Source organism: Achromobacter sp. UBA2119, assembly GCF_002331005.1.
GTDB lineage: Bacteria > Pseudomonadota > Gammaproteobacteria > Burkholderiales > Burkholderiaceae_B > Achromobacter > Achromobacter animicus.
This window is the reverse complement of record NZ_DCYD01000015.1, coordinates 224558-248911: the sequence shown is the minus strand read 5'-3', so window position 1 is coordinate 248911 and position 24354 is coordinate 224558. Positions and strand designations below refer to the sequence as shown.

General features: G+C 64.3%; 25 protein-coding genes. 13 read left to right on the top strand and 12 right to left on the bottom strand.

Going from position 1 to position 24354, the window contains the following annotated elements; all coding sequences use genetic code 11:
* Window positions 1-47: 47 nt before the first annotated feature.
* The 6 genes from B3098_RS15585 (at window position 48) to B3098_RS15560 (ending at window position 3869) form a co-directional block, all read left to right on the top strand.
* Window positions 48-995, top strand: coding sequence for an amidohydrolase family protein (locus B3098_RS15585; protein ID WP_286897564.1), 948 nt, complete (start codon window positions 48-50; stop codon window positions 993-995).
* A gap of 291 nt (window positions 996-1286) precedes the next feature.
* The gene (locus B3098_RS15580; protein WP_286898183.1) at window positions 1287-1670 is read left to right on the top strand and encodes a PAAR domain-containing protein; all 384 of its coding nucleotides are present in this window, start codon (window positions 1287-1289) and stop codon (window positions 1668-1670) included.
* Between the two features lie 4 nt (window positions 1671-1674).
* Entirely contained in the window at window positions 1675-2181 is a 507-nt protein-coding gene (locus B3098_RS15575; RefSeq protein WP_286897562.1) for a DUF4123 domain-containing protein, read from the top strand.
* Window positions 2171-2527: a hypothetical protein gene (locus B3098_RS15570; protein ID WP_286897561.1), complete on the top strand. Its 357-nt coding sequence runs from the start codon at window positions 2171-2173 to the stop codon at window positions 2525-2527. Before B3098_RS15575 ends, B3098_RS15570 begins: the two co-directional genes overlap by 11 nt.
* A gap of 6 nt (window positions 2528-2533) precedes the next feature.
* Window positions 2534-3139 (top strand): restriction endonuclease fold toxin 5 domain-containing protein, encoded by a 606-nt coding sequence (locus B3098_RS15565; protein WP_286897560.1) that lies wholly within the window; start codon window positions 2534-2536, stop codon window positions 3137-3139.
* Between the two features lie 7 nt (window positions 3140-3146).
* Window positions 3147-3869, top strand: coding sequence for an immunity 52 family protein (locus B3098_RS15560; RefSeq protein ID WP_286897559.1), 723 nt, complete (start codon window positions 3147-3149; stop codon window positions 3867-3869).
* 105 nt (window positions 3870-3974) lie between these two features.
* Here the strand turns inward: B3098_RS15560 and B3098_RS15555 are convergent, their stop codons facing one another.
* Entirely contained in the window at window positions 3975-5348 is a 1374-nt protein-coding gene (locus B3098_RS15555; RefSeq protein ID WP_286897557.1) for an ATP-binding protein, read from the bottom strand.
* Window positions 5345-6010 (bottom strand): response regulator transcription factor, encoded by a 666-nt coding sequence (locus B3098_RS15550; RefSeq protein ID WP_286897555.1) that lies wholly within the window; start codon window positions 6008-6010, stop codon window positions 5345-5347. Before B3098_RS15550 ends, B3098_RS15555 begins: the two co-directional genes overlap by 4 nt.
* Window positions 6011-6296: 286 nt before the next feature.
* Here B3098_RS15550 and B3098_RS15545 point away from each other — a divergent pair, with 286 nt between their 5' ends.
* Window positions 6297-7061, top strand: a complete 765-nt coding sequence (locus B3098_RS15545) for a MipA/OmpV family protein (protein ID WP_286897553.1) — start codon at window positions 6297-6299, stop codon at window positions 7059-7061.
* 91 nt (window positions 7062-7152) lie between these two features.
* On the opposite strand, the gene B3098_RS15540 is transcribed toward B3098_RS15545, so the two are convergent.
* Window positions 7153-7797, bottom strand: coding sequence for a hypothetical protein (locus B3098_RS15540; RefSeq protein WP_286897551.1), 645 nt, complete (start codon window positions 7795-7797; stop codon window positions 7153-7155).
* A gap of 431 nt (window positions 7798-8228) precedes the next feature.
* Between B3098_RS15540 and groES the strand changes: the two genes are divergently transcribed.
* The 3 genes from groES to B3098_RS15525 all read left to right on the top strand — a co-directional run bounded on the left by groES (window position 8229) and on the right by B3098_RS15525 (window position 11428).
* Window positions 8229-8516 carry a co-chaperone GroES gene (gene groES, locus B3098_RS15535; RefSeq protein ID WP_006221616.1) on the top strand — a complete coding sequence of 96 codons (288 nt, stop codon included), beginning with the start codon at window positions 8229-8231 and terminating at the stop codon, window positions 8514-8516.
* A gap of 39 nt (window positions 8517-8555) precedes the next feature.
* On the top strand, window positions 8556-10196 hold the full coding sequence (gene groL / locus B3098_RS15530) for a chaperonin GroEL (protein ID WP_175122591.1): 1641 nt from the start codon (window positions 8556-8558) through the stop codon (window positions 10194-10196).
* Window positions 10197-10438: 242 nt separating this feature from the next.
* Window positions 10439-11428 (top strand): YihY/virulence factor BrkB family protein, encoded by a 990-nt coding sequence (locus tag B3098_RS15525; RefSeq protein WP_286897537.1) that lies wholly within the window; start codon window positions 10439-10441, stop codon window positions 11426-11428.
* 81 nt (window positions 11429-11509) lie between these two features.
* Here the strand turns inward: B3098_RS15525 and B3098_RS15520 are convergent, their stop codons facing one another.
* From B3098_RS15520 to B3098_RS15480, 9 genes are all read right to left on the bottom strand, one after another.
* The gene (locus tag B3098_RS15520; protein WP_286897536.1) at window positions 11510-12565 is read right to left on the bottom strand and encodes an Ldh family oxidoreductase; all 1056 of its coding nucleotides are present in this window, start codon (window positions 12563-12565) and stop codon (window positions 11510-11512) included.
* A 9-nt stretch (window positions 12566-12574) separates the two neighbouring features.
* Complete coding sequence (locus B3098_RS15515; protein ID WP_286897535.1) at window positions 12575-14095, bottom strand: mannitol dehydrogenase family protein; 1521 nt, start codon at window positions 14093-14095, stop codon at window positions 12575-12577.
* A gap of 59 nt (window positions 14096-14154) precedes the next feature.
* Window positions 14155-15690 (bottom strand): UxaA family hydrolase, encoded by a 1536-nt coding sequence (locus B3098_RS15510; RefSeq protein ID WP_279970722.1) that lies wholly within the window; start codon window positions 15688-15690, stop codon window positions 14155-14157.
* Window positions 15691-15722: 32 nt separating this feature from the next.
* Window positions 15723-16589 carry a fumarylacetoacetate hydrolase family protein gene (locus B3098_RS15505; protein WP_218342910.1) on the bottom strand — a complete coding sequence of 289 codons (867 nt, stop codon included), beginning with the start codon at window positions 16587-16589 and terminating at the stop codon, window positions 15723-15725.
* 31 nt (window positions 16590-16620) lie between these two features.
* Complete coding sequence (locus B3098_RS15500) at window positions 16621-17367, bottom strand: SDR family oxidoreductase (RefSeq protein ID WP_286897534.1); 747 nt, start codon at window positions 17365-17367, stop codon at window positions 16621-16623.
* A gap of 12 nt (window positions 17368-17379) precedes the next feature.
* Window positions 17380-18789, bottom strand: coding sequence for a TRAP transporter large permease (locus B3098_RS15495; protein WP_175122573.1), 1410 nt, complete (start codon window positions 18787-18789; stop codon window positions 17380-17382).
* A 64-nt stretch (window positions 18790-18853) separates the two neighbouring features.
* The gene (locus tag B3098_RS15490; protein WP_279970721.1) at window positions 18854-19480 is read right to left on the bottom strand and encodes a TRAP transporter small permease; all 627 of its coding nucleotides are present in this window, start codon (window positions 19478-19480) and stop codon (window positions 18854-18856) included.
* 156 nt (window positions 19481-19636) lie between these two features.
* Window positions 19637-20611: a sialic acid TRAP transporter substrate-binding protein SiaP gene (locus B3098_RS15485; protein ID WP_286897533.1), complete on the bottom strand. Its 975-nt coding sequence runs from the start codon at window positions 20609-20611 to the stop codon at window positions 19637-19639.
* A gap of 139 nt (window positions 20612-20750) precedes the next feature.
* The gene (locus B3098_RS15480) at window positions 20751-21464 is read right to left on the bottom strand and encodes a FadR/GntR family transcriptional regulator (protein WP_175122570.1); all 714 of its coding nucleotides are present in this window, start codon (window positions 21462-21464) and stop codon (window positions 20751-20753) included.
* A gap of 173 nt (window positions 21465-21637) precedes the next feature.
* On the opposite strand from B3098_RS15480, the gene B3098_RS15475 reads away from it, so the two are divergent.
* From B3098_RS15475 to pyrF, 3 genes are read left to right on the top strand one after another with little or no spacing between them, the layout of a single operon-like run.
* Window positions 21638-22036 (top strand): diacylglycerol kinase, encoded by a 399-nt coding sequence (locus B3098_RS15475; RefSeq protein ID WP_056325453.1) that lies wholly within the window; start codon window positions 21638-21640, stop codon window positions 22034-22036.
* 49 nt (window positions 22037-22085) lie between these two features.
* Window positions 22086-23405, top strand: coding sequence for an NAD(P)/FAD-dependent oxidoreductase (locus B3098_RS15470; RefSeq protein ID WP_175137539.1), 1320 nt, complete (start codon window positions 22086-22088; stop codon window positions 23403-23405).
* Between the two features lie 5 nt (window positions 23406-23410).
* Window positions 23411-24229 carry an orotidine-5'-phosphate decarboxylase gene (pyrF, locus tag B3098_RS15465; protein WP_175122568.1) on the top strand — a complete coding sequence of 273 codons (819 nt, stop codon included), beginning with the start codon at window positions 23411-23413 and terminating at the stop codon, window positions 24227-24229.
* Window positions 24230-24354 lie beyond the last annotated feature (125 nt).

Sequence of the window (24354 nt, the reverse complement as noted above, 5' to 3'; positions counted from 1 at the left end):
GCGGCCGCGTGCCCGCCCTTCCTCACCCTAGGTTTCCCGAGCATCCCATGAGCCGTACGCAGCCCGACTTTTCTTCCGACGACCCGCGCACCGTGCTGGGCGTCCGTCACAGCCCGGTAACCGGCGCGATACCGCCAGGCGCCTGCGATTGCCATGTGCATATCTTCGGTCCCTTCGACCGCTATCCGCTGGCCGAGAACCGCGTGTTCATGCCAGGGCTCGCGTCAACCGACGACTTGCTTGCGCTGCACGCGGCGCTTGGCGTTGACCGCGCAGTGGTCGTGCAGGCCAGCCCGCAAGGCACCGACAACCGCTGCATGACCGATGCGCTTGCCACCCTGAATGCGGCAGGCCATGCGTCGCGCGGCGTCGCGGTCCTGGCGCCCGATATCTCGCGCGATGGCCTGCGCGCGCTGCACGCGGCGGGCGTGAGAGGCGCTCGCGTCAACTTGCAGTCGTTCGGCCAGCACGACCCAGCTATCGCGCGCGATGCGCTGTCGCGCACCGCCGAACAGGTGGCCGACCTGGGCTGGCACGTGCAGATCTACACCACGCTGCCGGTCGTCACCGCGCTCGCCCCCGCGCTGCGCGACTGCCCCGTGCCCGTCGTGATCGATCATTTCGCGCTGGCGAGCGCCGTGGCCGGCACAGGCCAGCCCGGCTTCGATGCGCTGCTGGAGATGGTGGCGACGGGCAATGTGTACGTGAAGCTGTCTGCGCCGTATCGCCTCACGGTCTGGCAGGACGGCCGCCCGCCCATCGAGGCGCGCGAGATCGCACGTGCCCTGATCGATACGCGGCTTGATCGCATGCTGTGGGGCACAGACTGGCCCCATTCGGGGGCCTGGCCCGGCGTGGCGCGCACGCGCGATCGCAGCGAACCGCTGCATCCCATCGACGATGGCGAACAACTGTCGGCCTTCTGCGCGTGGGTGAACGAGACGGAGAAGCAGGCGATCCTGGTCGATAACGCGGCGCGGCTTTACGACTTTTGAGGACGGCGCCAGGCAACATTTGGCGCGGGTCGTCTTCGATCTGGCTGGGCCCTGCGTGTATTGCACCCGGCCGAAGTCACGCATGCCCGACATGTAAACCTTGTCGAACAGGTTGTTGACGTTGGCGCCAATCATCAGATTCCGATCGCCCTGATATCGGGCCATCAAGTCCATCATCCGGAATGGCGGCTGCTTCAGCTTGCCCGCCACGGCCTTGCTCTGCCAACGCGCGGCGGCGGTTTTTTTTTCCGCAGGAATGCTGAATTCGTTTTCGACGAAGACGGAGATGCCATGCCTGAACGCGCGATTATTCGAAAAGGGGATAAAAGCTCGCATGGCGGGACGGTTGCTGAAGGCCTTCCCACCGCGATGCTATTCGGAAGGGAAATCGCCTTGGTGGGCCACAAGGTCGTATGCCCGAAATGCAACGGCGCCTTTCCGATCCTGCCAGATCCGGGCCGCAATCATTCCTTCATGGGCCACGACACCGCCGTAGAAGGAATGCGTACCGCATGCGGAGCAATATTGATTGCTTCGCAGATGATGGCTCGCATCAGTGAGGCTGAAGGCCTGTCTGCCTCCCAACCGGAGACAACCCCACAGAGCGAAACCCTCTGCCAGGAATGCTTGGAGTCGGCAGCACGCACTGCCGCAACGACTGTGGCGCGAGGGTGACGCAGTGACGGCTCAAGTCGAGGAATACCTGCGCTCGCGACAACAGAAAATAGCCTTTCCCCTGCGGTTATATGGTCTGGTGGACGGGTTGCTATATCGAGACCATGCAGGTGGGTCTCCCTTGTCACGGTCCTCCTCCCGCATTGCACTGTTTTACGGCACGCCCGATGAAGCGTTGGCCCATGCCGGCCCTTGGTTGCTAGATTGCTCAGCCGATCACGACAGCTACTTGCCCGCGCTGCATCGGATGGACAACAGCGCGACGGGATGCATCTGGATTGTCAGCGCTTACGCGCCTGAAGACTTGGCGGCAGCGTTACGCGCCCGACTAAATGTGCGCATGCCCAGCGGCGCCATCGCACTATTGCGTTATTACGATGCGAGAATCACGAGCGATATCATCGCGCTACTGACTCCCGTCCAACTAGCTGCCTTTTTTGCACCTGTCCTGGACTGGCTGATTCAACGGGACGGGATACTTACCAGGATTTACCAGAGCCATGGAACTTGAACTCTCAATGGAGCAAGTCGCAGGCCTATGCGCAATTGACGCAAAAGGCTTTGTTCAGGCCATCGAGAAAGATATCGTTCGAGACTATCCTGGTCTTGCCCAGGCGGGCTTGACCGAGCGGCTCGCCGCCGCCTTGACACGATCGCGAGCCATCGGGATTGATGAAGATGTGAATTTGGTTCACTTTCTAAGAACGGAAGCACTGGCGCCGAGTTTTTACAAGCAACCGGGGTTCTGCCGCTGGATGGAAAAGCCTGGCCGTTCGGCCGATCAGCGATTTCATGACTTCCTGCAAGTGATCCACTGGAAATTGCGACACGAAACTCGCCAGCAACAAGCGGAGTAGATCAAGATGCCGGGCCCCTTGGCTTTCCCAATTGCAGGTTGGATAGCAGAAGCTATTGCCGCGGCGACGGCCAGAGCAGCCGCGAGTGCTGCGACGACAGCAGTACTGGGTGGAGTGGCTACCCTGCCTGGCGACACGCCACGCGAGAACAGCGAAGCCAAGCCTACCGATCGTGCGTTACCCCGGACTGAAGAGCCTTGCAAGAAGTGCCCACCGGATTTGGGGATGAAGGTCAGGCGCAGGCATGGAGTGAATTGGAACGCCTATCGATACCAAGCCAGAGTATCGGGATTCGCCTATGACGCCGAATATTGCCAATGGAGCGACGAATGGAACTGGGAGGACACGTACTTTGACGGATTCGTATCCGCAGAGTGCTTACTCCAGGAAACCAAGGGAAACTATGACCAATTCCTGGACGGTTCCATTCGGGGCTCGGAAGATTTTTTTCGAGGTTTTGATGCCATGGAACGGCAAGCGATCATGCAAGGGACGCAAGTGCGGGCGCATCCACCAACCAAGCTGAAGTGGTATTTCCAAACTCACCTTACCCATCAGAGGATGGCTGTCCTGCTAGCGCAATTGGGCGCTCTATCAGAAACCAGACCATAAGGCAGATATGAATATCTCCGCAATGTTCCGCGATGAGAGGCTCGCGTCACGAGATTTTGAAGAAATTCTTGAACGTGAATTCAAAATCGCTTCAGCACTCGCGACGCATAGTCCTTCCATGGCTGCGGCCAATTGGCTGCTCAAGGGAGACAGCGTCGAGGAAGCGAACCTCTACAGGGTATTTGAATCAGACGGCAAAGCGACGCCCGCTGCGCTGGCAGTTCTGAACGAGGAGTTCCGCGGAGACAAAGGAACGTTCTCGTTCGTCGCAATCTGGAATGGCCGGAGGGTCAAAGGTGAAGGAGGGTCAATGGTCTGCCACGTCGGACCGAAAGTTCTTCCTGACAGAATCGACCTGCGGATCGGCGACCCCGCGTGCTTCAGCAGACCAAAAGATCTGGTGGCCACGCTCCAAGTCGTCATCGAGGAATTTCACCCCCTATTTATCGAGGTGTTCCCAGAAGGTTATTTTCCGCTGCGAGTTTTCACGGACAAGCCCGGCGTGGGCTGGATGCTCTACCTTCCCCAAGTGATCACCGCTCAACAGGTTCCGGAAGCTCAGGCGCTGATTCCCTTTCCTGCTGCCGGAAAGGAGCAGACCGGCACGGTCATCGTCAGCGTGGCAGACGAAGTGTTTTCGATTGACAACCCCAAGCATGTCGAATTGGCAAACCGCATTGAAATGCGCCTGGTGGATCAAGACTTGTTGCCGCGCTACGCCGACCTGTGATTCCTGATGCCGTCGGACGGATGGCCGAGCGATTACCCCCGCGATGATACCTACAAGGAGCAGCTGAAGCCGCATGCGGCAGGGACGGCGGCGCCTGCGAATGCATCAAGCCTGCGGAAACCGCACCGTCACGCCCAACCCTTGCCCTTCGAGTCCGGCGCCCACCTCGACCGTGGCGCCATGCAGGCGCGCGATGCGCGCGACGAGCGACAGACCGATGCCGCTGCCGTGGCCGATGGCATTGGGGTCGCGGTAGAAGCGGTCAAGAATGCGCGGCCGTGACGCTTCGGATACGCCGGGGCCGTTATCCGATACCGCCACCACCACCTCGTTTGCGGCGCCGTCGTGGCGGCAACTGAGGACGATACGCCCGCCCGGGCCGCTGTAGCGCAACGCGTTGTCGAGCAAATTTCGCAGCAGAATGCCAAGGCTGTCGAGATGGCCGCGCACTGGGCTAGGCGCGAGATCCGTGTGCAGAATCTGTCCGCGCTGTTCGGCCCTCGACTCGTAGTCACGCGCGACCGCCGCGCCCACGGCCGCGAGATCGATGCGCACGGCCGCGTCCAGCAGGCCGGCGGCCTCCATGCGGGCCATGTCGAGCAACTGCTCAGACATGCGGGCGCTGCGCTGCGTGGCCTCGAAGATCTGGCGCACGGTGGCGCGAATCTCCTCGGGATGGTCGCTGCGCAACGCGTTTTCGGCCTGCACCGTAAGCACTGCCAGCGGCGTGCGCAGCTCGTGCGCCGCATCCTGCAGAAAGCGGCGTTCGTTTTCGATGGAGGCTTCGGCACGCGCGAGCTGCTGATTGAGCGCGCCGACGAGCGGCTGGATCTCGTCGGGCATGCCTGCGTCGGGCAGTGGCTCCAGGTCGAGCGGCCGACGATTGCGCAAGGCGGTGGAAAGCCGCAGCACAGGCGCGAAGGTGGCGTACGTAATGGCCCACGACACCGCGGCGAGCAGCACGAACAGCGCGCTCATGAGGGCCAGCGCGGTACGCAGCCGCTCGCGCAGCTCGTTGCGCAACTGCCAGGTGGCCTTGCCGACTTGCACCTGGATGCGACCTTCGGCGTCGCTGATCGCATAGGTGCGCCATTCCGTTCCCTCGACCATGGCGGAGGCGAGGCCGTCCAGGCCGGATGGGACGAGCGGTGTCTTGGGTGAATTGGGCGAGGCCAGCAGACGGCGGCCATCATCGAGCGCGTAGGCCTGGATCGCCACGTCGGTCTGGTCGGGCGCCATGCGCAACTGATCCGGGATGGTGTAGCCATCCGGCAGACCGGTGAGCTCGAGCCCGCGGGGCAGCGATAGCAGCGCGGTCTGGCCCACGCTTTGCAGGTTGTAGTCCCACTCGCCGGTGCGCTCGCGCGTCATGTCGGCGCGGTACCAGGCCAGCATCGCCACACAGAAAACCAGCAGTACGGCCAGAATGCCCGCCTGCAGCCGCATTCGCAGCGAGCGGTGAGATGACCACCCGATCATGGCGCGTCGGTCCGGATGCGGTAGCCGTAGCCGTGCACGGTTTCTATGCAGTCCTCGCCTAACTTTCGGCGCAACTGGTGCACGTAGACGGCGACCGTGTTGCTGCTGGTGGCCGCGCTGTCGCCATACACCGCGAGCTCGAGCGCGGCACGCGAGAGCGCCTTTCCGGCGCGCTCCATCAAGGGCTGCAACGTGCGGTATTCCTGCGTGCTGAGCGAGACGGGCTCTCCATTGAGCGTGACCTGATGATTGGCGGGGTCCATCACGATCGCGCCACATTGCAACACGGGCGCGACCCGACCGGAGCTACGCCGTAACACCGCGCGCAGCCGCGCCAGCAGTTCGTCGATCTGAAATGGCTTGACGAGATAGTCGTCGGCGCCGGCGTCGAGCCCGGCGATGCGCTCGCTCAGCCGGTCACGTGCCGTCATGATGATGACCGGCGTCACGTCGTAGCGCGACCGCATTTTCGCAAGCACGCCCATGCCCGAGCCGCCGGGCAGGCCCAAGTCGAGCAGCACTAGGTCGAAGTCCTGGCCTATCAGCGCAAGCTGCGCCGCACCGGCATCGCGTGCGAGCGTTACGCCGGCGCCGTCACGCCGCAGGGCCACGGCCAGCGCATCGGCGAGCATGGCGTCGTCTTCGACGAGCAGAATCCGCATGGGGGGCCTTAATGGAAGTGGCGGGCAAGCGCCGCAGTATGCGGCACGGCGCTTTAAGAACTTTTTAATCGCAGGTCCGAAGCGCGAGAACGGCATGCGTGCGTCAGCTATTCGGAGCGGGCCATGGCCATAGCGCTTTCAGCGGCACGCTGCCGCCTGGCATCCAGGCCCAAACAGAAAATTCCTTGCTTTGGCCGTTCTTAAAAAATTCCTAAACGCGCTTCGTCATCATAACGGCCCGATATGGCGGCCGGACGCGCCGCCGTTGGAATCGACAGGAGCCATCATGCTTGGATCAATGTGGTCGCGCGGTGCGGCCGGGCTGGCGCTGCTCGCCGGCGCAGCAGGGGCGAATGCCCAGAGCAATAATTTCATCGGACTGGGCGTGGCTGTCGTGCCGGTCTACGAAGGTTCGCGCGACTATCGCGCCGTGCCGCGGCCGCTGATCAATTATTCGTCAGGCCCGTTCTTCATTTCGCCGCGCGCCGGTCTCCCGGCCATGGGCCTGCGCACCAGCCTCGCCACCGACCTCGAGGCCGGAATTTTCCTGGGCATGGACCTGGGCCGCGATTCCGATGACGCCGATCGCACCAAAGGCATGCGCGATATCGATTTCCATGCGTCGTATGGGGCTTACATCGAATGGACACCGGGCCGCTACGCGCTGGGCGCCGCGTACCGCCAGGCCGCCAAGAGCGGGTACGGCGGCACGCTGGAACTGCGCGCCTCGTATGCCGTGCTGCAGACCGAGCGCCAGCAGTTGCGCCTGGGCGTAAGCACGCAATGGGCCAACAGCGATGCCATGCAGACCTGGTTTGGCGTAAGCGCCCGCGATGCTGCGAACAGCCGGGAAGGATTACCGCAATACTCGGCCTCTTCAGGCTTCAAATCGGCCGCCGTGGCCGCCAGCTGGAACTACAGTCTGACCAAGGACTGGAACCTGATGAGCACGCTGGGCGTGAACACAGTGTTCGGCGATGCGCGTGACAGCCCGCTCAACGAGCGCAAGGCAAACGTGTTTGGAAGCGTGGGCGTGGCCTACCGCTTCTGAGTGGTCGGGGCGGCCTGCATGGCGCATGGAGAACGTGGGCCATGTGGGCCGTGTGGGCCGTGTGGGGGCCGCCCCGAGAAGCCTCACGGCCCTACTTATCCTTTTTCTCGACGACGGAACATCCCTCGAAATTGAAGCTTGCAGGGTCTTTCAGCACGTTGAAATAAGGGCTCAGAGGATTATCGGGAAAGATTCGCGCATACGTAACCGATATGTGCCCCAAATAGACCTCCCTGAAGGCCTCGCATCTGAAATCTCGAATCGAGATACCACCAGCGTCATCAGCCGTCGCGGCTGTCACCTTCTTATACGTGAATCTCTGGCCGAAAAACGTACTGCTTCCCGGCGTCAATCCCTCGTTTTGAGTGACTCGCCATCTCCAGTTGCGAAAAGGCTCGTAGCTGATGCGATAAGGCGCCCCGTATACGGATTCACTGCTCGCATCGAATAGGTGAATGTGCATTCGCGAGGGCCAGAATACATTTAGCAGTACGACAGAGAGCACAACCGCGCCCCAAGCGAGCCACCTCTTGCCACCAAGCAACATGATGAACCAGCCTCCGAGCGCCACCTGGAGTCCAAGCAAATTCAGCCACGGCGGAATCTCGTTATCGCTCCAGGGCCGGTATGTGACGTTATAGAAACCAGCCAGGTTGGCGACGACGGACAGCAACGCTCCAACGACACCAATGCGACTTGCCAACCGCACGGTTTTAATACTGGGTGGAAACAACACAATAAATTAGCCTCCGGGTTTGAGCTTCAGTTGCAGTATTCGCCGTTGCAAATATCGGAGACCGCCAACTCACTCCCGAGAAAGCCAACTCACCTGCCACATCCGCGATGCGGCAACGATATAGAGATCGATTGCGCATTCGAATCAGACGGGTTCGAAACTCGTTATCAAGCAGGAGCGCGGGTGGCATGCGTGGCACATCCGTCCGGCGGCGAGCGCGGGGGATTGAAATGCCCGCCCTTTTCGACGCCGCCACCACCGATGCTGTCGCCCTGAGCGCATTACCCCCGCGCTGGCCCAAATATGTAACAGCGCCCCACCCCCCCTTGAACCTCAGAACATCATCCCTATAATTAGCACTCGACTCCGGTGAGTGCTAACGCCTCCCGGGCAACCGACCACCTCTTTCATTTAGTTAACAGGAGTTCCTCATGGCCTTGCGTCCCCTGGGCGATCGCGTGATCGTCAAACGCCTCGAAAACGAGCGCAAGACTGCCTCGGGCATCGTCATCCCCGACAGCGCCGCTGAAAAGCCCGACCAGGGTGAAGTCGTGGCCGTCGGCCCCGGCAAGAAGACCGAAGACGGCAAGATCCTGCCGGTCGACCTGAAGGCTGGTGACAAGGTTCTGTTCGGCAAGTACGCCGGCCAGTCCGTGAAGGTTGATGGCGAAGAACTGCTCGTCATCCGCGAGGACGAAATCCTCGCCGTGGTTCAGTAAATCTCCCGCCTCAAACGAATTTTCGAAGGAAGCTAAGAAATGGCTGCCAAGCAAGTATTGTTCGGTGATGACGCTCGCGTGCGCATCGTCCGTGGCGTGAACGTTCTCGCCAACGCTGTCAAGACCACCCTGGGCCCCAAGGGTCGCAACGTCGTGCTGGAGCGCTCGTTCGGCGCCCCGACCGTGACCAAGGACGGCGTGTCCGTCGCCAAGGAAATCGAACTGAAGGACAAGTTCGAAAACATCGGCGCCCAACTCGTCAAGGACGTCGCGTCCAAGACCTCCGACAACGCCGGTGACGGCACCACGACCGCCACCGTGCTGGCCCAGGCCATCGTTCAGGAAGGCCTGAAGTACGTTGCCGCCGGTTTCAACCCGATCGACCTGAAGCGCGGCATCGACAAGGCTGTCGCCGCCGCCGTCGCCGAACTGCAAAAGCAATCCAAGCCGGTCACGACCAGCAAGGAAATCGCCCAAGTCGGTTCCATCTCGGCCAACAGCGACACCTCCATCGGCCAGATCATCGCTGACGCGATGGACAAGGTCGGCAAGGAAGGCGTCATCACCGTCGAAGACGGCAAGTCGCTGGAAAACGAGCTGGACGTCGTCGAAGGCATGCAATTCGACCGCGGCTACCTGTCGCCCTACTTCATCAACAACCCGGACAAGCAAGTTGCCGTCCTGGACGACCCGTTCGTCCTGATCTTCGACAAGAAGATCAGCAACATCCGCGACCTGCTGCCCGTGCTGGAACAAGTTGCCAAGTCGAGCCGTCCCCTGCTGATCATCGCGGAAGACGTCGAAGGCGAAGCGCTGGCCACCCTGGTTGTGAACAACATCCGTGGCATCCTGAAGACCACCGCCGTCAAGGCCCCGGGCTTCGGCGACCGCCGCAAGGCCATGCTGGAAGACATCGCCATCCTGACGGGCGGCACGGTGATCTCCGAAGAAACCGGCATGTCGCTGGAAAAGGCTGGTCTGGCTGAACTGGGCCAAGCCAAGCGCATCGAAGTTGGCAAGGAAAACACCACGATCATCGACGGCGCTGGCGACAGCAAGTCCATCGAAGCCCGCGTCAAGCAAGTGCGCGTGCAGATCGAAGAAGCCACGTCCGACTACGACCGTGAAAAGCTGCAAGAACGCGTGGCCAAGCTGGCCGGCGGTGTTGCCGTGATTCGCGTTGGCGCTGCCACCGAAGTCGAAATGAAGGAAAAGAAGGCTCGCGTCGAAGACGCCCTGCACGCCACCCGCGCTGCAGTGGAAGAAGGCGTTGTGGCTGGTGGCGGCGTTGCGCTGCTGCGCGCCAAGCAAGCCATCGCTGACCTGAAGGGCGACACGCCTGACCAGAACGCCGGCATCAAGCTGATCCTGCGCGCTGTGGAAGAGCCCCTGCGCACCATCGTCACGAACGCCGGCGAAGAAGCCAGCGTCGTGGTCAGCAACGTGCTGGGCGGCAAGGGCAACTACGGCTACAACGCCGCGACCGGCGAGTACACCGACCTGGTCGAGCAAGGCGTGCTGGATCCCACCAAGGTGACCCGCACCGCCCTGCAAAACGCTGCCTCCGTCGCCAGCCTGCTGCTGACGGCCGAAGCCGCCGTTGTTGAACTGGCTGAAGACAAGCCCGCTGCTCCGGCCATGCCCGGCGGCATGGGCGGCATGGGCGGCATGGACTTCTAAGTCCCGCTGTTCTTGCAAGGCCTCCCCGGCTTCGGCCGGGGAATGCAGTATCCGAAAAACCCCCGGTCCTTCGCCCCGGGGGTTTTTCTTTTTTGCGCACCGAAATGGCGCCCGATACTTTGCGTGTTGTTTCAGTAGCGGCAAATATCCCGGCGTTTGAAAACGTTTGCCAACAATCTGACCGTATCTGGGGCTTGTACGCGTCCCTACAATGAATGCTCGCCCTACCGAGACATTGCGCCATGCGACTGCCCAGAACCGTTCTGCAAGTACTGCGACCCTCACAGATGGGCGGTTTGCTGATGGACTCAGCCAAGCAATGGTCCAGCCATCGCGCGTCCAGCAAGGGCGCCGCGCTGGCGCTGTACATGGTGTTTTCGCTGGCCCCGATGCTGCTGCTGGTGATTGCTGTGGCGGGCGCTTTCTTTGGCGAAGAAGCCGTGCGTTCCGAACTGTTTGCGCAGTTGCGCGACCTGATCGGCGAGCGCGGCGCCGAGGTGATCCAGACGGTACTTGCCAGTGCGCACGAATCCGGCAGCGGCTGGATTGCGGCCATGGTATCGATTGGCGTGCTGATCTTCAGCGCCACCACCGCCTTTGCGGAATTGCAGGCCAGCCTGGATGAGTTGTGGGAAGTGCAGGCCAACCAGAAGAGCGGCATTAAAGGGCTGGTGCGAAGCCGCCTGCTGTCGTTCGGTCTGGTGCTGGTGCTGGCGCTGTTCCTGCTGGTGTCGTTGACCGTGAACGCCGCGCTCGCTGCTGCGCGCGGCATCTATGGCTCGCTCTGGGCCAATTCGACCTTCTCGATCGTGGCGGAGTGGGCGTCCAACCTGTTTTCGTTTTCGGTCGTGGCGGCGCTGTTCGCCGTGATCTTCAAGCTGCTGCCCAGCGCCAGGATTTCGTGGCCGGACGTCATCCCGGGCGCCGTCGTGACGGCCGCGCTGTTCCTGCTGGGCAAGTGGGGCATCGGGCTGTACTTGAGCCGAGGCGCAGCAGTGTCCGCTTACGGCGCCGCGGGTTCGCTGATCGCGCTGCTGCTGTGGATCTGGTATTCCGCGCAAATCTTCTTCTTTGGCGCCGTGTTCACGCGCCAGTTTGCGTTGCGATTTGGGAAGGTGGAACGGCCGCGGGCTATGACGGCACAGATGCCGCCGCAATCTTCTGCGGAGCCCAGCTCGCAAATGCCCCTGGCAGCGAAATCGGCTATGCAGGCGCCCCGGGAAGATACATGACCCCTCATGGGTGAGGACGACACTGAAATGTGCTCGCCGCTTCGACCCGCGATCTTCAATCGCGGGGCAGGCGCAGCGCCACTACGCCTGGCGCGTCGCCGGCAGCGCGACGCCCAGCCGGCTGCTCCAGGCCTGCATCTCGTCCCACAGCGCGGGCGGCACGGGCAGACCTAGCTGTTGCCGTTCCCGCTCGTGGTCGGCCTCCGGATCACCGGGCATGCGGGGCGCGCCGGGCGCCTGTGACAGCTCGACCGCCATCCCCGCCACCACCGCGGCCAGCGCCGCGCCCCCGGCAAAGCGCGCCGGGTCAATGACGATGAAGAACGCGCCCAGTTCGCGCGGCTGGTCCAGCGCCTCGTACATCGACGAGATGTGCGGGCCGAACGGATTGCCGTTCAGCGGTCCGCACAGCAGCTCGACCATCATCGCAAGGCCATAACCCTTGTAGCCGTATTCCTCGCCGCCCAGCGGTCGCAGGGCGCGTGCGGCCTGCGCGTCGGTGCAGTCCGCGCCGTTCTCGTCCAGCGCCACACCCGCCGGCAACGCGACACCGTCGCGCCGGGCATTCATGACGCGATTCCAAGGAATGGCGGTCGTGGCCATGTCCAGGCATAGCGGCGCGCCGTCCGCACGCGGAAAGGCCAGCGAGATGGGATTGGTGCCGAAGAAGGCTGCACGCCCGCCATAGGGCGCGGCGATCGAATCCGAATGCGTGAAGGCAATGCCGATCAAGCCCTGCCGGGCCGCCGCACGGCTGTACAGCCCGATCGCCCCGCAGTGCGAGGAATCGCTGACGCCGACCGCCGCCACGCCGGCCTCACGGGCCATCTCGATGGCCAACGCATTGGCCCGATGCGCCACCACGATGCCCTGCCCCCGGCCGCCATGCACCTGCGCAGTTCCCGGCCCCGTGCGCGCGATGCGGACGTCGGGCCGGGCCAGGATCGAGCCGTGCGCCACGCGATTCAGGTAATGCGGCAGCCGCGCGATGCCGTGCGAATCGATGCCCCACAGGCTGGTCTGCGCCAGGCTGTGCGCCAGGCACCGCGCGTCGTCGGCGGAAAAGTCCTGCGCCAGCAGGCACACCTCGGCCCAGCGTTCCCAATCATCGGCGGTCACGCGGCTGTCGGCGTCCATGCGGGTCTCCTAGGTGGCTGCCTTCACGGCGTGGAGGACGCCGTGTTCGCGCAGCGCTTCAAGATGCTTGGTCAGGCACTCAACGAACACGGCCGAATCGCCCAGGTCGCCGAACACGGGTTTGAAGCGCGCCAGCACCGTTGCGCGCCGCTGCGCCGCCTGCGACGGCTTGGCGGCGTGCGCGGCGACCTCGGCGCGCGATAGCAGGCGGTCCAGCCGTGCCGCGATCGGATCCTGAATGGCGTAAACGCCGCCCTGCTCGTCTTCGCCGCGCAGGTAGTTCAGCCACGCGGCCACCGCCAGGCACAGGCGATCGATGCCGTGGCCGGCGCGCAGGCGGTCGCGGATCGTGTCCAGCAGGCGTTGGGGCAGCTTTTGCGATCCGTCCATGACGATCTGCGCCAGCGGATGCGGCAGCGCCGGATTGGAAATCCGGTTCAGGAAGCGCAGACGGTATTCGACCAGCCCCGCCTCGGGAATGCCGCGCAGGGTGGGCGCGATCTCCTCGCGCATCATGGCCTCGATGAAGGCGCGCAGCGCCGGGGTGTTGGCGGCGTCGGCCATGGTGTGCAGGCCCAGGGTCGCGCCCAGGTAGGCCAGCGCCGAATGCGGCCCGCTGACCATGCGCAGCTTCAGCCGTTCATAGGGCGCCGCGTTGCTCACGAAGGTCGCACCGCCCTGGGCGTCCCACGCCGGACGGCCGGCGGCGAACTTGTCTTCGATGACCCAGTTCAGGTAGGGCTCGCCCAGCACGGGCCAGGCGTCCTCGACGCCCAGGCGGCCGGCGATCCGCTGGCGGTCCTGATCTTCGGTGGCCGGCACGATGCGGTCGACCATGGAATTCGGGAACGTGCAATTGCGGTCGATCCAGTCGGCCAGCGTCACGTCCACCCGCAGCGCAAACGCCAGCACCAGGCTGCGCAGCGTATCGCCGTTGCCGCGCAGGTTGTCGCATGACATCAGCGTGATCGGCGGCAGGCCGCGCTCGCGGCGCAAGGCCAGACCGTGCACCAGGATGCCGATGGTGCTGCGGGGCCGGATGGGGTCTTCCAGGTCGTGCAGGATGTCGGGATCGTCCCAGCGCAGGTGGCCGGTAGCGGGTTCGTGGCTGTAGCCCTTTTCCGTCACGGTCAGGCTGACGATGCGGGTCTGCGGGTACGCGATGCGTTCGAGGACCGCGTTCGGGTCTTCGTCGGCCACCATCACGCGCAGCACGGAACCGACGATGCGCAGGTGTTCCCGGTCCTGCCCGTCCGGGCCGGCGTCGCGCACGGCAAGGGTATACAGGCCGTCCTGCGGCGTCAGCGCATCGCGCGTGGCGGGATGGCGCAGGGACACGCCCAAAATGCCCCAGCTCAGGTCGCCGCTGGCCTGCATGGCCTGGTCCGTGACCACCGCCTGATGCGCCCGGTGAAAGGCGCCCAGTCCCAGATGGACGATGCCCGGCGTCAGCCGGCTGCGGTCGTAGCTGGGCTTTTCCACGTCGGCGGGCAGACGCGGCAATGACTCGGAATTCAGACGTTCAAGCATTTTTGCGCAATGTCTAAAAGGGGCGACGCCAGGGTATAGCACGCCCCGAGCCGTCTTCGCTACATCACCGCGCCAAGTTGCCACGGAACGAATTCGTTTTGCCCGTAGCCATGCGTCTCGCTGCGGGTGCGACGGCCCGACGCCGTCTGCAGCATGAGCCGAAAAATTCGCTCGCCCATCTGCGCCACGCTCTGCGCGCCGTCGACCACTTCGCCGCAATTGATGTCGATGTCGTCGGCCTGGCGCTGCCACAACGCCGTGTTGGTGGACAGCTTGAGCGATGGTGCGGGCGCGCAGCCATAGGCAGACCCGCGGCCGGTCGTAAAGCAGATCAGGTTGGCGCCCCCGGCCACCTGACCGGTGGCCGAGACCGGGTCGTAGCCCGGCGTGTCCATGAAGACCAGCCCGCGTGTGTGCACGGGCTCGGCGTACTCATAGACGTCAGTGAGGTTGGTCGTGCCGCTCTTGGCGATGGCGCCCAGCGATTTTTCCAGGATGGTGGTCAAGCCGCCCGCCTTGTTGCCGGCCGAGGGGTTGTTGTCCATCTCGGCGTCGTTGCGGGCGCAGTAGTCTTCCCACCAGCGCACGCGCGCCAGCAGCTTGTCCGCCACGGCGGGGGTCTGCGCCCGGCGCGTCAACAGGTGTTCGCCACCGTAGATCTCAGGCGTCTCGGACAGGATCGCCGTGCCGCCGTGGCGCACCAGCAGGTCCACCGCCGCACCCAGCGCCGGGTTGGCGCTGATGCCCGAATAGCCGTCCGACCCGCCGCATTGCAGGCCCACAGTCAAATGGCTGGCGGGCACGGCCTGGCGCTCGACACGGTTGGCCTGCTCCAGCATGCGTTCGACCAGTTCGATCCCGCGCGCCACCGTCTTGCGCGTGCCGCCCGTGTCCTGGATGTTGAACGTGTGCAGCATGCCGCTTTCGCGCAGGTGCTCCTGTTCCATCAGCCCGCCGATCTGGTTGGTCTCGCAGCCCAGCCCCACGACCATCAGCCCGCCAAAGTTGGCATGCCGCGCGTAGCCGCCCAGCGTGCGCCGCAGCACGCGCAGCGGTTCGCCGTCGCTGCCGGTGGCACAGCCCGCGCCGTGCGTCAGCGCCACGACGCCGTCCACGTTCGGACAGGCGGCCAACGCCTCGGGCCGGATGTCGCGGCGGAAGTGGTCGGCGATGGCGCGGGCCACCGTGGCCGAGCAGTTCACGCTGGTCAGGATGCCGATGTAGTTGCGGGTGGCGATGCGGCCGTCGGCGCGCACGATGCCGTCAAACATGGCCGGCGCGTCCACAAAGTCCGTCGGATGCGCATCCTGCCCGACCGCGTAGTCACGCTCGAAATCCGAGAACTCCAGGTTCTGCGTGTGGACGTGCTGACCGGGCGCGATGGCCTGCCGCGCCACGCCGATGATCTGGTTGTAGCGGCGCACCGGCTCGCCGGCCGCGATGGCGCGCACCGCCACCTTGTGGCCGGGCGGCACCAGCCCCACGACCGTCACGCCCTCGCCTTCCAGCCGCGTGCCGCTGACTAGCTGGCGCCGGGCGATCACCACGTTGTCCGCCGGGTGGATGCGTATGACTGCGGTATCGGTCTGCGACATGAGGACTCCGGAAGGCAAGAGGGCGAAGCGGATCAGCCGTCGATCAGCGCGGGATCCCAGGCGTGGACGCGCTGGCGCTGTTCACCCAGGCCGGCGATGCCCAGTTTCATCTCGTCGCCCGCCTTCAGGTAGACGGGCGCAGGCTTCTGGCCCATGCCCACGCCGGGCGGCGTGCCGGTGCTGATGAGGTCTCCCGGATACAGCGTCATGAAGCGGCTGACGTACGACACCAGTTGCGCGACGCCGAACACCATGGTGCGGGTACTGCCGTTCTGATAGCGCTTGCCGTTGACCTCCAGCCACATCTCCAGGTCCTGCGGATTCGGGATTTCATCGGCCGTCGCCAACCACGGGCCGATGGGGCCGAACGTGTCGCAGCCCTTGCCCTTGTCCCAGGTGCCGCCGCGTTCGATCTGGTATTCGCGCTCGGACACGTCGTTGACCACGCAGTAGCCGGCCACGTGCTTCATGGCGTCGGCCTCGCTGACATAGCGGGCCTTCTCGCCGATCACCACGCCCAGTTCGACCTCCCAGTCGGTCTTGACCGAATCCTGCGGCAGCACGACCGCATCGTTGCAGCCCACCACGGCCGACGTCGTCTTCATGAAGATGACGGGCTCGGCCGGCACCGGCAGGCCGGACTCGGCGGCGTGATCCGCGTAGTTCAGGCCGATGCAGATGAACTTGCCCATGCCGCTCCACGGCGGCGCCACGCGGCCCGGTTGCGACACCAGGGGCAGCGATGCCGGATCCAGCGCGCGCAGTTCCGCCAGCTTGGCGGGCACGAGCGTCTGGGCGGTGATGTCGGCAATGACGGACGACAGGTCGCGGACCTGGCCCTGGGCGTCGATCAGCGCGGGCTTTTCTGCGCCCTTGGCGCCATATCGCATCAGTTTCATAGCGGTTTCCTTGTTGCTGGAAAAAGAGGAGTCAGTTGGACCAGCCGCCGTCGATCACTTGCGCGGTGCCGGTGGTGAAGGCGGATTCGTCGCTGGCAAGATACACCGCCAGCGCGGCGATCTCTTCGGCGCGGCCGATGCGGCCCATCGGCTGGCGCGCGGTGAAGGCGGCCTCGACCGCCGCGACAGGCTGGCCGCTGGCCAGCGCCTGCGCCTCGATGCGCTGGCGCAAGGACGGCGACTCGACCGTGCCCGGGCAGATCGCGTTGCAGCGGATGCCCTGGCCCACGTAGTCGGCGGCGACCGCCTTGGTCAGGCCGATGACGGCCGCCTTGGTGGCGCCGTAGGCGCAGCGGTTGGGCGCGCCCTTGATGCTGCCGGCCACGGATGCCATGTTGACGATGGACCCCGAGCCGCGCGCCAGCATCGCCGGCAGGCAGGCGCGGATCAGCAGATACATCGAGCGCACATTCAGGTTGAACGAAAAATCCCAGGCGTCTTCGTCGCAGTCCAGAATGGTGCCGGCGTGCACGAAGCCAGCGCCATTGAACAGCACATCGACCGCCCCCGCGTCCTGCGCCAGCGCGCGCACCGCGCGCGCATCGGTCACGTCCAGCACCTGCGTGCGGCAGCCGGACAGGGTTTCCAGCGCGGCCCCGTTCAGGTCCACGGCCAGCACGTCGGCGCCCTCATTCGCGTAGGCCATTGCCACGGCGCGGCCAATACCCTGCCCGGCGGCGGTGACGATGGCGGTCTTGCCTTGCAGTCTTCCTGACATGTTCGCGGTTCCTTATTTGCCGGCCATGCCCATCGCGGTGGGCAGCCACAGGGTGATCTGGGGGACGTAGGTGATGGCGATCAGGGCCACGAACAGCGGCACCAGCCACGGCAGGATGGCCATCGTGGTGCGCTCGACCGACAGCTTGGCCACCCGCGCCAGCACGAACAGCACCATGCCCATGGGCGGATGCAGCAGGCCGATCATCAGGTTCAGCGTCATGATGAGCCCGAAGTGGATCGGATCGATGCCCAGTTTCAGCACGATGGGCAGCAGGATCGGCACCAGGATGGTGATGGCCGCAATGGTGTCGATGAAGCACCCGACGATCAGGATCAGGATGTTCGCCATCAGCAGGAACACCCACTTGTTTTGCGTCACGCTCAGGATCGCGTCCGTCAGCGCCTGCGCCGCTTGCGTGGTGGTCAGCAGCCATGCAAACACCGACGCGGCCGTCACGATGAACAGGACGGACGCGGTGGTCTCGATGGTGTCGAACGAGGCCTTGGCGAGTGTCTTGAACGTCATGGAGCGATAGCGCACCAGCCCCAGGAACAGCGCCCAGATCACGGCGGCCACCGCGGCTTCCGTGGGCGTGAACCAGCCCAGCGTCATGCCGCCGATCAGGATCACCGGCGCCATCAGCGCCATGACCGCCGAGAAGTTGAACTTCCAGTCCAGCAGCAGCAAGGCCGCGAACGAGATGCCGGTGGCGATGTTGGGCGATACGCCCGCCAGCGTCATCAGCCAGATCGACAGCGGAAACGCCAGCACGATCAGCACTTCCAGCCCCGCGCCGCCCAGCCGCTTCCAGTTAAACGCCACGTCGCCGCCCCAGTTGTTGCGGCGCGCGTAGTAGGCGACGGTGAGCATCATCAGGATGGTCAGCACCAGGCCGGGGATCAGGCCTGCCAGAAACAGCGACCCGATCGACACGTTGGCCATCATGCCGTAGATGACGAACGGCAGCGACGGCGGAATGATGGGACCCAGCGTGGCCGACGCGGCCGTCACCCCGACCGCGAATTCGGTCTGGTAGCCGTGGTCCTTCATGGCCTTGATCTCGATGGTGCCCAGGCCGGCAGCGTCGGCGATGGCGGTGCCCGACATGCCCGCAAACACCACCGAGCCGATGATGTTCACCTGCCCCAGCCCGCCACGCATCCAGCCGACCAGCGCCACCGCGAAGTTGTAGATGCGGCCCGTGATGCCGGCGATGTTCATCAGGTTGCCGGCCAGGATGAAGAACGGCACGGCCAGCAGCGGAAACGACTCGACGCCCGCGATCATGCGTTGGGCAATGACGACGTCCGGCACGCTGCCGGAGATCAGGATGAACAGCAGGGACGCGCCCGCCATCGAGACCGCCACCGGCAGTCCCATGATCATCAACAGCAGAAAGCTTCCTATCAGGGTGCCCATGTATCGCTCCTGGCAAGGCACTGCGGATTGGGGGAGGTTCTGTCCAGCGATTCAGTGCAGCGATTCAATCCAACGACTCATAGGCCGCGGGATTCTCCAGGATCGAATAGCCCTGCCGCCAGTTCTGCCAAGACACCTGCAACGACCGCAGGAACATCATGGCGAAACCGGCCAGCGCCACCCAGTACACGAAGGCCTTGTTCCAGAACAGCGTTGTCATGGGCTCGTCGCCCACCAGCACGATGTAGCGGTACGTCAGCCACACCGCATAGCCAAAAAAGGCCGTGCGCAGGATGTCGATCAGCGTGGACAGCAAGCGGCCGGCGGGCTTGGGCAGGTAGCGGTAAAGAAAGTCCACCTGGATGTGGCGGCACGCGCGCACGCACATCGCCGATCCCAGGAACACCACGCCGATCAGGCAGTACACCGCCAGCTCCTCGGTCCAGGCGTACGAATCGTTCAGCACGTAGCGCGAAAAGAACTGCAGGAAGACCAATAGCGCCATCGCCCAGAACATCGCCAGACAGATCCAGTCTTCCGGCTGGTAGCCGGCCAGGCTGACGTCGTGATGATCGGCTTCCTCGAAACTCTGGACGATCTCGTCCACCGAGGAGACGTGATGCGGGCCGGGCGGCTGTTCCGGCGGATGGCTGACGGCCGCCATCGGCGCGGCCTTCGCGTTGGAGTGCATGGAATTCCCCTCGTGCGGGATCGGTCAAGCTATCGCGTCAGGCGATTGCCGGAAGCGATGCGGTCAGGCGATGCATTCAGGCGCTGCATTCAGGCGCAGCATTCAGGCGCAGCATTCAGGCGCAGCGGGCCGCGGCAACGGCCCGCCCGCCGTGGTTCACTTCACCGCCTGGATTTTTTCCCAGTCCGACTTCTCGTAGCCGTACTGCTTGAACGGCACCTTCTCCAGCACGATATTGCGGAAGTCGTCGATATTGACCTCGGCCACCGTCAGGCCACGCTGCTTGAACACGTCGACCATCTTCTTCTCGGACGCCGCCACCTCGGCCGACGCCTTTTCCGCGGCCTGCTGCGCGACTTCCGCAAAGATCTTCTTGTCTTCGTCCGACAGGCTCTTCCAGAGCTTGCCGGAGATCACCGTGTTCAGGTGATCGACGATGTGGCCCGTGAGGATGATGTTCTTCTGCACTTCGTAGAACTTCTTGGCCTCGATCGTGGTCAGGGGATTTTCCTGCGCCTCGACCGTGCCGTTCTGCAGGGCCAGGTAAACCTCGGCAAACGCAATGGGCGCGGTGTTGGCGCCACAGGCACGCGGCATGGCCAGGTACGCGGCCACGTCCGGCACGCGGATCTTCAGGCCCTTCATCTCGCTGCACTTGGTGAACGGCTTGTTGGACGTCGTCTGGCGCGTGCCGTAATACGTGGTCGCGACGATGTGGTTGCCGCTCTTTTCGTCGTAGCCCCGCGTGAGCTCTTTGTAGATGTCGCTCTTGGTGTAGGCGATCAGGTGCTCGGGGCTGCGGAACGTGTAGGGATAGTAGGTGACGCCGATGCGCGGAAAACTCTTGGCCGCGAAGCTGGACCCGGAAATGATCATGTCCACCGTGCCGAGCGTCAGGCCCTGGTTGATGTCGTTTTCCTTGCCCAGTTGCGAGGCCGGATAGACATCGATGTGATAGCGGCCGTTGGTGCGCTTCTCGATTTCCTGGGCGGCCCACACCGACGAGGTATGGAACGGTTCGGAAGTCTCGTACACGTGCGCCCACTTCAGTTTCGTCTGCGCCAGTGCAGAGCCGCTGACGGCTAGCGCGACGGCGGCAAACAGCACTTTGATAGCGTTGCTCGGCTTCATGTTGTCTCCTCTCTTTGAGGTGGCGGGCTCGGCGGCCACGCGTCATGTTTTACATATGGAGTTCACCTACTGGAGCTGCACCTTCGTACTGCGACTGCGATCTGCCATCGGCGCCCGTAAAGGGCGCCGGCAGCCATTGCTATTCAGCGCGCAACGCTTCGGCCGCGCCGGGCCAGCTGGCCATCAGGCGGTCGTACGAGCAGGAAAGATGGTCACGCATGGCGGCCCGCGCGCCCTGTTCGTCACCGGCCGCGATGGCGTCGATGACGCGGCGGTGTTCGGTGATGGCGACGGCCCAGCTGTCGGAATTCTCGAAGTAATCGCCCAGCTTCACGGAAAGCGGGTTGTGGCGTTCGTCGAAGAGTTCGCCCACGACGCGCACCAGCACGGCGTTGTTGGCCATTTCGGCCACGCGCAGGTGAAACAGCCGGTCGCCGCGGATGGGCACGCTGCCGGCCCGTGCCTCGTCTTCCATGGCGTCGACGGCTTCGCGCAGGCCCTCCACCAGCGCGGGCACCGGATTTAGTGCGGCCTGGGCGGCCAGTTCGCTTTCGATGGTGCGGCGGGCGCGGATGGTTTCAAGGGGGCTTTCGGCGGTGAGGCTGGCGCGCGGTGCGACGCCCGGGCTTTGCACGTACACGCCCGAACCCATGCGCACTTCCACCCAGCCTTCGACCTCCAGCGCGATCAGCGCCTCGCGCACCGACGGCCGCGACACGCCCAGCTTCAGCGCCAGGTCGCGCTCGGGCGGCAGCCGCGCACCGGCCGGAAACTCGCCGGCCTCGATCAGCAGGCGAAGCTGATCGGCGATCTGGCGATACAGGCGGCGAGGTTCGATGGTCTGAATCGGCATGAGGAAGACAGCTCGATGACAGGACGAAACGGTAAAGTGGCCTTACCAATTGACCAGAATCCTGCGCCTGCTGCCGTTGGGTCACAATTAGGGTTTGCCCATAGGCACGCGGTGTGCCACGCGGGCAACCCTTATCTGTTAAAAAGCGGCCACCACGGCTTTCTTCCGATTCCATGACCCACGATCCGCAACACTCGCCCTTCAAGAGCACCGGCGGCGCGCGCCGCATCCTCAATGCGCTGCGCTATTCCTGGCAGGGCCTGAAGGCGGCCGTCAAATACGAGGCGGCCTTCCGGCAGGAACTGGCCCTGGCCGTGCTGATGATTCCGGCGGCGTTCTTTCTGGGCCGCACCACGGTCGAAGTGTTCTTCCTGGTGGGCGTGGTGGTCATGGTGCTGGCGGCTGAACTGCTCAATTCCGCCATCGAAGCGCTTGCCGATGCGCTGTCCGTCGAACGCCATCCCCTTCTGGGGCGGGCCAAGGACCTGGGCAGCGCAGCGGTGATGCTGCTGCTTATATTTGCCGGAACGGTCTGGGTGGGGGTGGCCATCAGCCGTTTCGTCATGCATTGACACGGGTTCGCACCGCGACGGGGATGCGACTCTATTTATACTGGGAGCCATGATGCCTCAATCGACGTCAGCACCCTCCAAGCGCATCGTCATCGTCGGCGGTGGCGCAGGCGGCCTCGAACTGGCCGCCAAACTGGGCCGTACACACGGCCGCGAACACATCACCCTGGTCGACAGCCGCCCATTCCATATCTGGAAGCCTTCGCTGCATGAAGCGGCGGCGGGCACGCTGGACATCCACCAGGAAGGCCTTTCGTACCTGATGCTGGCTCACCTGGACGGCTTCTCGTTCACCCAGGGCCGCCTTGAAAGCATCGACCGCGAACGCCGGTTGATCACGGTGGACGCCGTCAACGACGCGCAAGGCCAGGAAGTCCTGCCGCGCCGCGAACTGGCGTACGACACGCTGGTGCTGGCGCTGGGCAGCACGTCCAATTTCTTCAACACGCCCGGCGCGGCTGAACATGCGGTCACGCTGGACACCACCGAAAACGCCGAGCAATTCCGCCTGACCATGCTCAAGGCCATGGCGCTGGTGGACCAGGCCAAGGTGCGCAATCCGTCCGCGCGCCTGGACCTGGTGATCGTCGGCGGCGGCGCCACCGGCGTGGAACTGGCGGTGGAACTGACCGAAGCCAGCCACGTCGTCAGCGCCTATGGCCTGCCGAACTTCCGCGCGGATCGCGATCTGGCGATCACGCTGGTCGAAGGCGCGCCGCGCATCCTGTCCGCGCTGCCCGAAAAGATTTCGGTCGCGGCGACCAAACGCCTGACCGAACTGGGCATCCGCGTCGAGACCTCCTGCCGGGTGTCCGAGGTAACGGACAACACCGTGCGCACCGCCGACGGCCGCGAGTTTCCGGCGCAGTTGTGCATGTGGGCTGCGGGCATCAAGGGTCCGGCGCTCTTGGCCGACCTGGGACTGCCGCTGAACAAGCTGGGGCAGATCGAAGTCAACGAGCGGCTCGAAACGCCCGACCCGCACATCGTGGCGCTGGGCGATTGCTGCGCGGCGCCGTGGCGCGACGGCCGCACCGTGCCGGCCCGCGCGCAGGCCGCGCACCAGCAGGCCGACTACCTGGCCAAGAAACTGACGGCCCGGCTGCGCAACAACCCCGAGCCCACCGAGCCTTATGTCTACCAGGATCACGGGTCGCTGGTGTCGCTGGGCCAGGACGCCGGCGTAGGCAGCCTGATGGGCAAGCTGGCCGGACGGGGACTGTTCGTAAGCGGTACACTGGCGCGCCTGATGTACATGAGCCTGCACCTGATGCACCACCGCGCGGTGCTGGGCGCCTCGCGTACCGTCTCCCTCGCCCTGGCCCGCCTGCTGATGCGGCGTACGCGCCCGCGGGTCAAACTGCACTGAATCCCATGAATTTCCTGCAAAAACTCGAACACGCCTGGACCACCAGCAACTCGCTCCTGCAAGTCGGGCTGGATCCCGACCCGCAGCGCTTCCCGCGCGAATTGCAGGACAAGCCGGACGCCATCTTCCAGTTCTGCCGCGACATCGTCGACGCCACCGCGCCGTATGCCTGCAGCTTCAAGCCGCAGATCGCGTATTTTGCCGCGCACCGTGCCGAAGATCAGCTCGAAGCGCTGTGCCAGCACATCCGCGACAAGCACCCGGACCTGCCCATCGTGCTGGACGCCAAGCGTGGCGACATCGGCTCCACCGCGGAAAACTACGCCCGCGAAGCCTACGAGCGCTACCAGGCGCACGCGCTGACCGTCAGCCCGTACATGGGCCTGGACTCGGTGGAACCTTACCTGGCGTGGCGCGATCGCGGTGTGATCGTCCTGTGCCGCACGTCCAATCCCGGCGGCTCGGACCTGCAATTCCTGAAGATGGACAATGGCGAGCCGCTGTACCTGCACGTCGCGGGCCTGGTGGCCGACAAATGGAATGCCAACGGCCAATGCGGCCTGGTGGTGGGTGCGACGTTCCCGAATGAACTGGCCGCCGTGCGTCAGCGCATCGGCGACGCCCTGCCCCTGCTGGTGCCGGGCATCGGCGCACAAGGCGGCGACATCACCGCCACCGTGAACGCCGGCGCCAACGCGGCGCGCAACGGCATGATGATCAACTCGTCGCGCGCCATCATCTACGCCAGCGGCGGCGACGATTGGCGCGAGGCCTCCGCTGAAGCCGCCAAGGGCCTGCGCGACGCGATCAACGCGGTCCGCTGATTCGTCAGAAGCGGCAAAAGCCGCTGAACGGTGCGTAAAAGCACGGTGCAGCGGCTTTTTTCATTTCAGCGCCGGAAATTTCTGCGCTGGCTTTTTAGCGCCAGGATTCTGCGCCGGTAAAACCG

Bases quoted from the DNA above. Each gene is read 5' to 3' on its own strand.
- B3098_RS15585 (WP_286897564.1), top strand. From the start codon at position 48: ATGAGCCGTACGCAGCCCGACTTTTCTTCCGACGACCCGCGCACCGTG.
- B3098_RS15580 (WP_286898183.1), top strand. From the start codon at position 1,287: ATGCCTGAACGCGCGATTATTCGAAAAGGGGATAAAAGCTCGCATGGC.
- B3098_RS15570 (WP_286897561.1), top strand. From the start codon at position 2,171: ATGGAACTTGAACTCTCAATGGAGCAAGTCGCAGGCCTATGCGCAATT.
- B3098_RS15565 (WP_286897560.1), top strand. From the start codon at position 2,534: ATGCCGGGCCCCTTGGCTTTCCCAATTGCAGGTTGGATAGCAGAAGCT.
- B3098_RS15560 (WP_286897559.1), top strand. From the start codon at position 3,147: ATGAATATCTCCGCAATGTTCCGCGATGAGAGGCTCGCGTCACGAGAT.
- B3098_RS15555 (WP_286897557.1), bottom strand. From the start codon at position 5,348: ATGATCGGGTGGTCATCTCACCGCTCGCTGCGAATGCGGCTGCAGGCG.
- B3098_RS15550 (WP_286897555.1), bottom strand. From the start codon at position 6,010: ATGCGGATTCTGCTCGTCGAAGACGACGCCATGCTCGCCGATGCGCTG.
- B3098_RS15545 (WP_286897553.1), top strand. From the start codon at position 6,297: ATGCTTGGATCAATGTGGTCGCGCGGTGCGGCCGGGCTGGCGCTGCTC.
- groES (WP_006221616.1), top strand. From the start codon at position 8,229: ATGGCCTTGCGTCCCCTGGGCGATCGCGTGATCGTCAAACGCCTCGAA.
- groL (WP_175122591.1), top strand. From the start codon at position 8,556: ATGGCTGCCAAGCAAGTATTGTTCGGTGATGACGCTCGCGTGCGCATC.
- B3098_RS15525 (WP_286897537.1), top strand. From the start codon at position 10,439: ATGCGACTGCCCAGAACCGTTCTGCAAGTACTGCGACCCTCACAGATG.
- B3098_RS15520 (WP_286897536.1), bottom strand. From the start codon at position 12,565: ATGGACGCCGACAGCCGCGTGACCGCCGATGATTGGGAACGCTGGGCC.
- B3098_RS15515 (WP_286897535.1), bottom strand. From the start codon at position 14,095: ATGCTTGAACGTCTGAATTCCGAGTCATTGCCGCGTCTGCCCGCCGAC.
- B3098_RS15510 (WP_279970722.1), bottom strand. From the start codon at position 15,690: ATGTCGCAGACCGATACCGCAGTCATACGCATCCACCCGGCGGACAAC.
- B3098_RS15505 (WP_218342910.1), bottom strand. From the start codon at position 16,589: ATGAAACTGATGCGATATGGCGCCAAGGGCGCAGAAAAGCCCGCGCTG.
- B3098_RS15500 (WP_286897534.1), bottom strand. From the start codon at position 17,367: ATGTCAGGAAGACTGCAAGGCAAGACCGCCATCGTCACCGCCGCCGGG.
- B3098_RS15495 (WP_175122573.1), bottom strand. From the start codon at position 18,789: ATGGGCACCCTGATAGGAAGCTTTCTGCTGTTGATGATCATGGGACTG.
- B3098_RS15490 (WP_279970721.1), bottom strand. From the start codon at position 19,480: ATGCACTCCAACGCGAAGGCCGCGCCGATGGCGGCCGTCAGCCATCCG.
- B3098_RS15485 (WP_286897533.1), bottom strand. From the start codon at position 20,611: ATGAAGCCGAGCAACGCTATCAAAGTGCTGTTTGCCGCCGTCGCGCTA.
- B3098_RS15480 (WP_175122570.1), bottom strand. From the start codon at position 21,464: ATGCCGATTCAGACCATCGAACCTCGCCGCCTGTATCGCCAGATCGCC.
- B3098_RS15475 (WP_056325453.1), top strand. From the start codon at position 21,638: ATGACCCACGATCCGCAACACTCGCCCTTCAAGAGCACCGGCGGCGCG.
- B3098_RS15470 (WP_175137539.1), top strand. From the start codon at position 22,086: ATGATGCCTCAATCGACGTCAGCACCCTCCAAGCGCATCGTCATCGTC.
- pyrF (WP_175122568.1), top strand. From the start codon at position 23,411: ATGAATTTCCTGCAAAAACTCGAACACGCCTGGACCACCAGCAACTCG.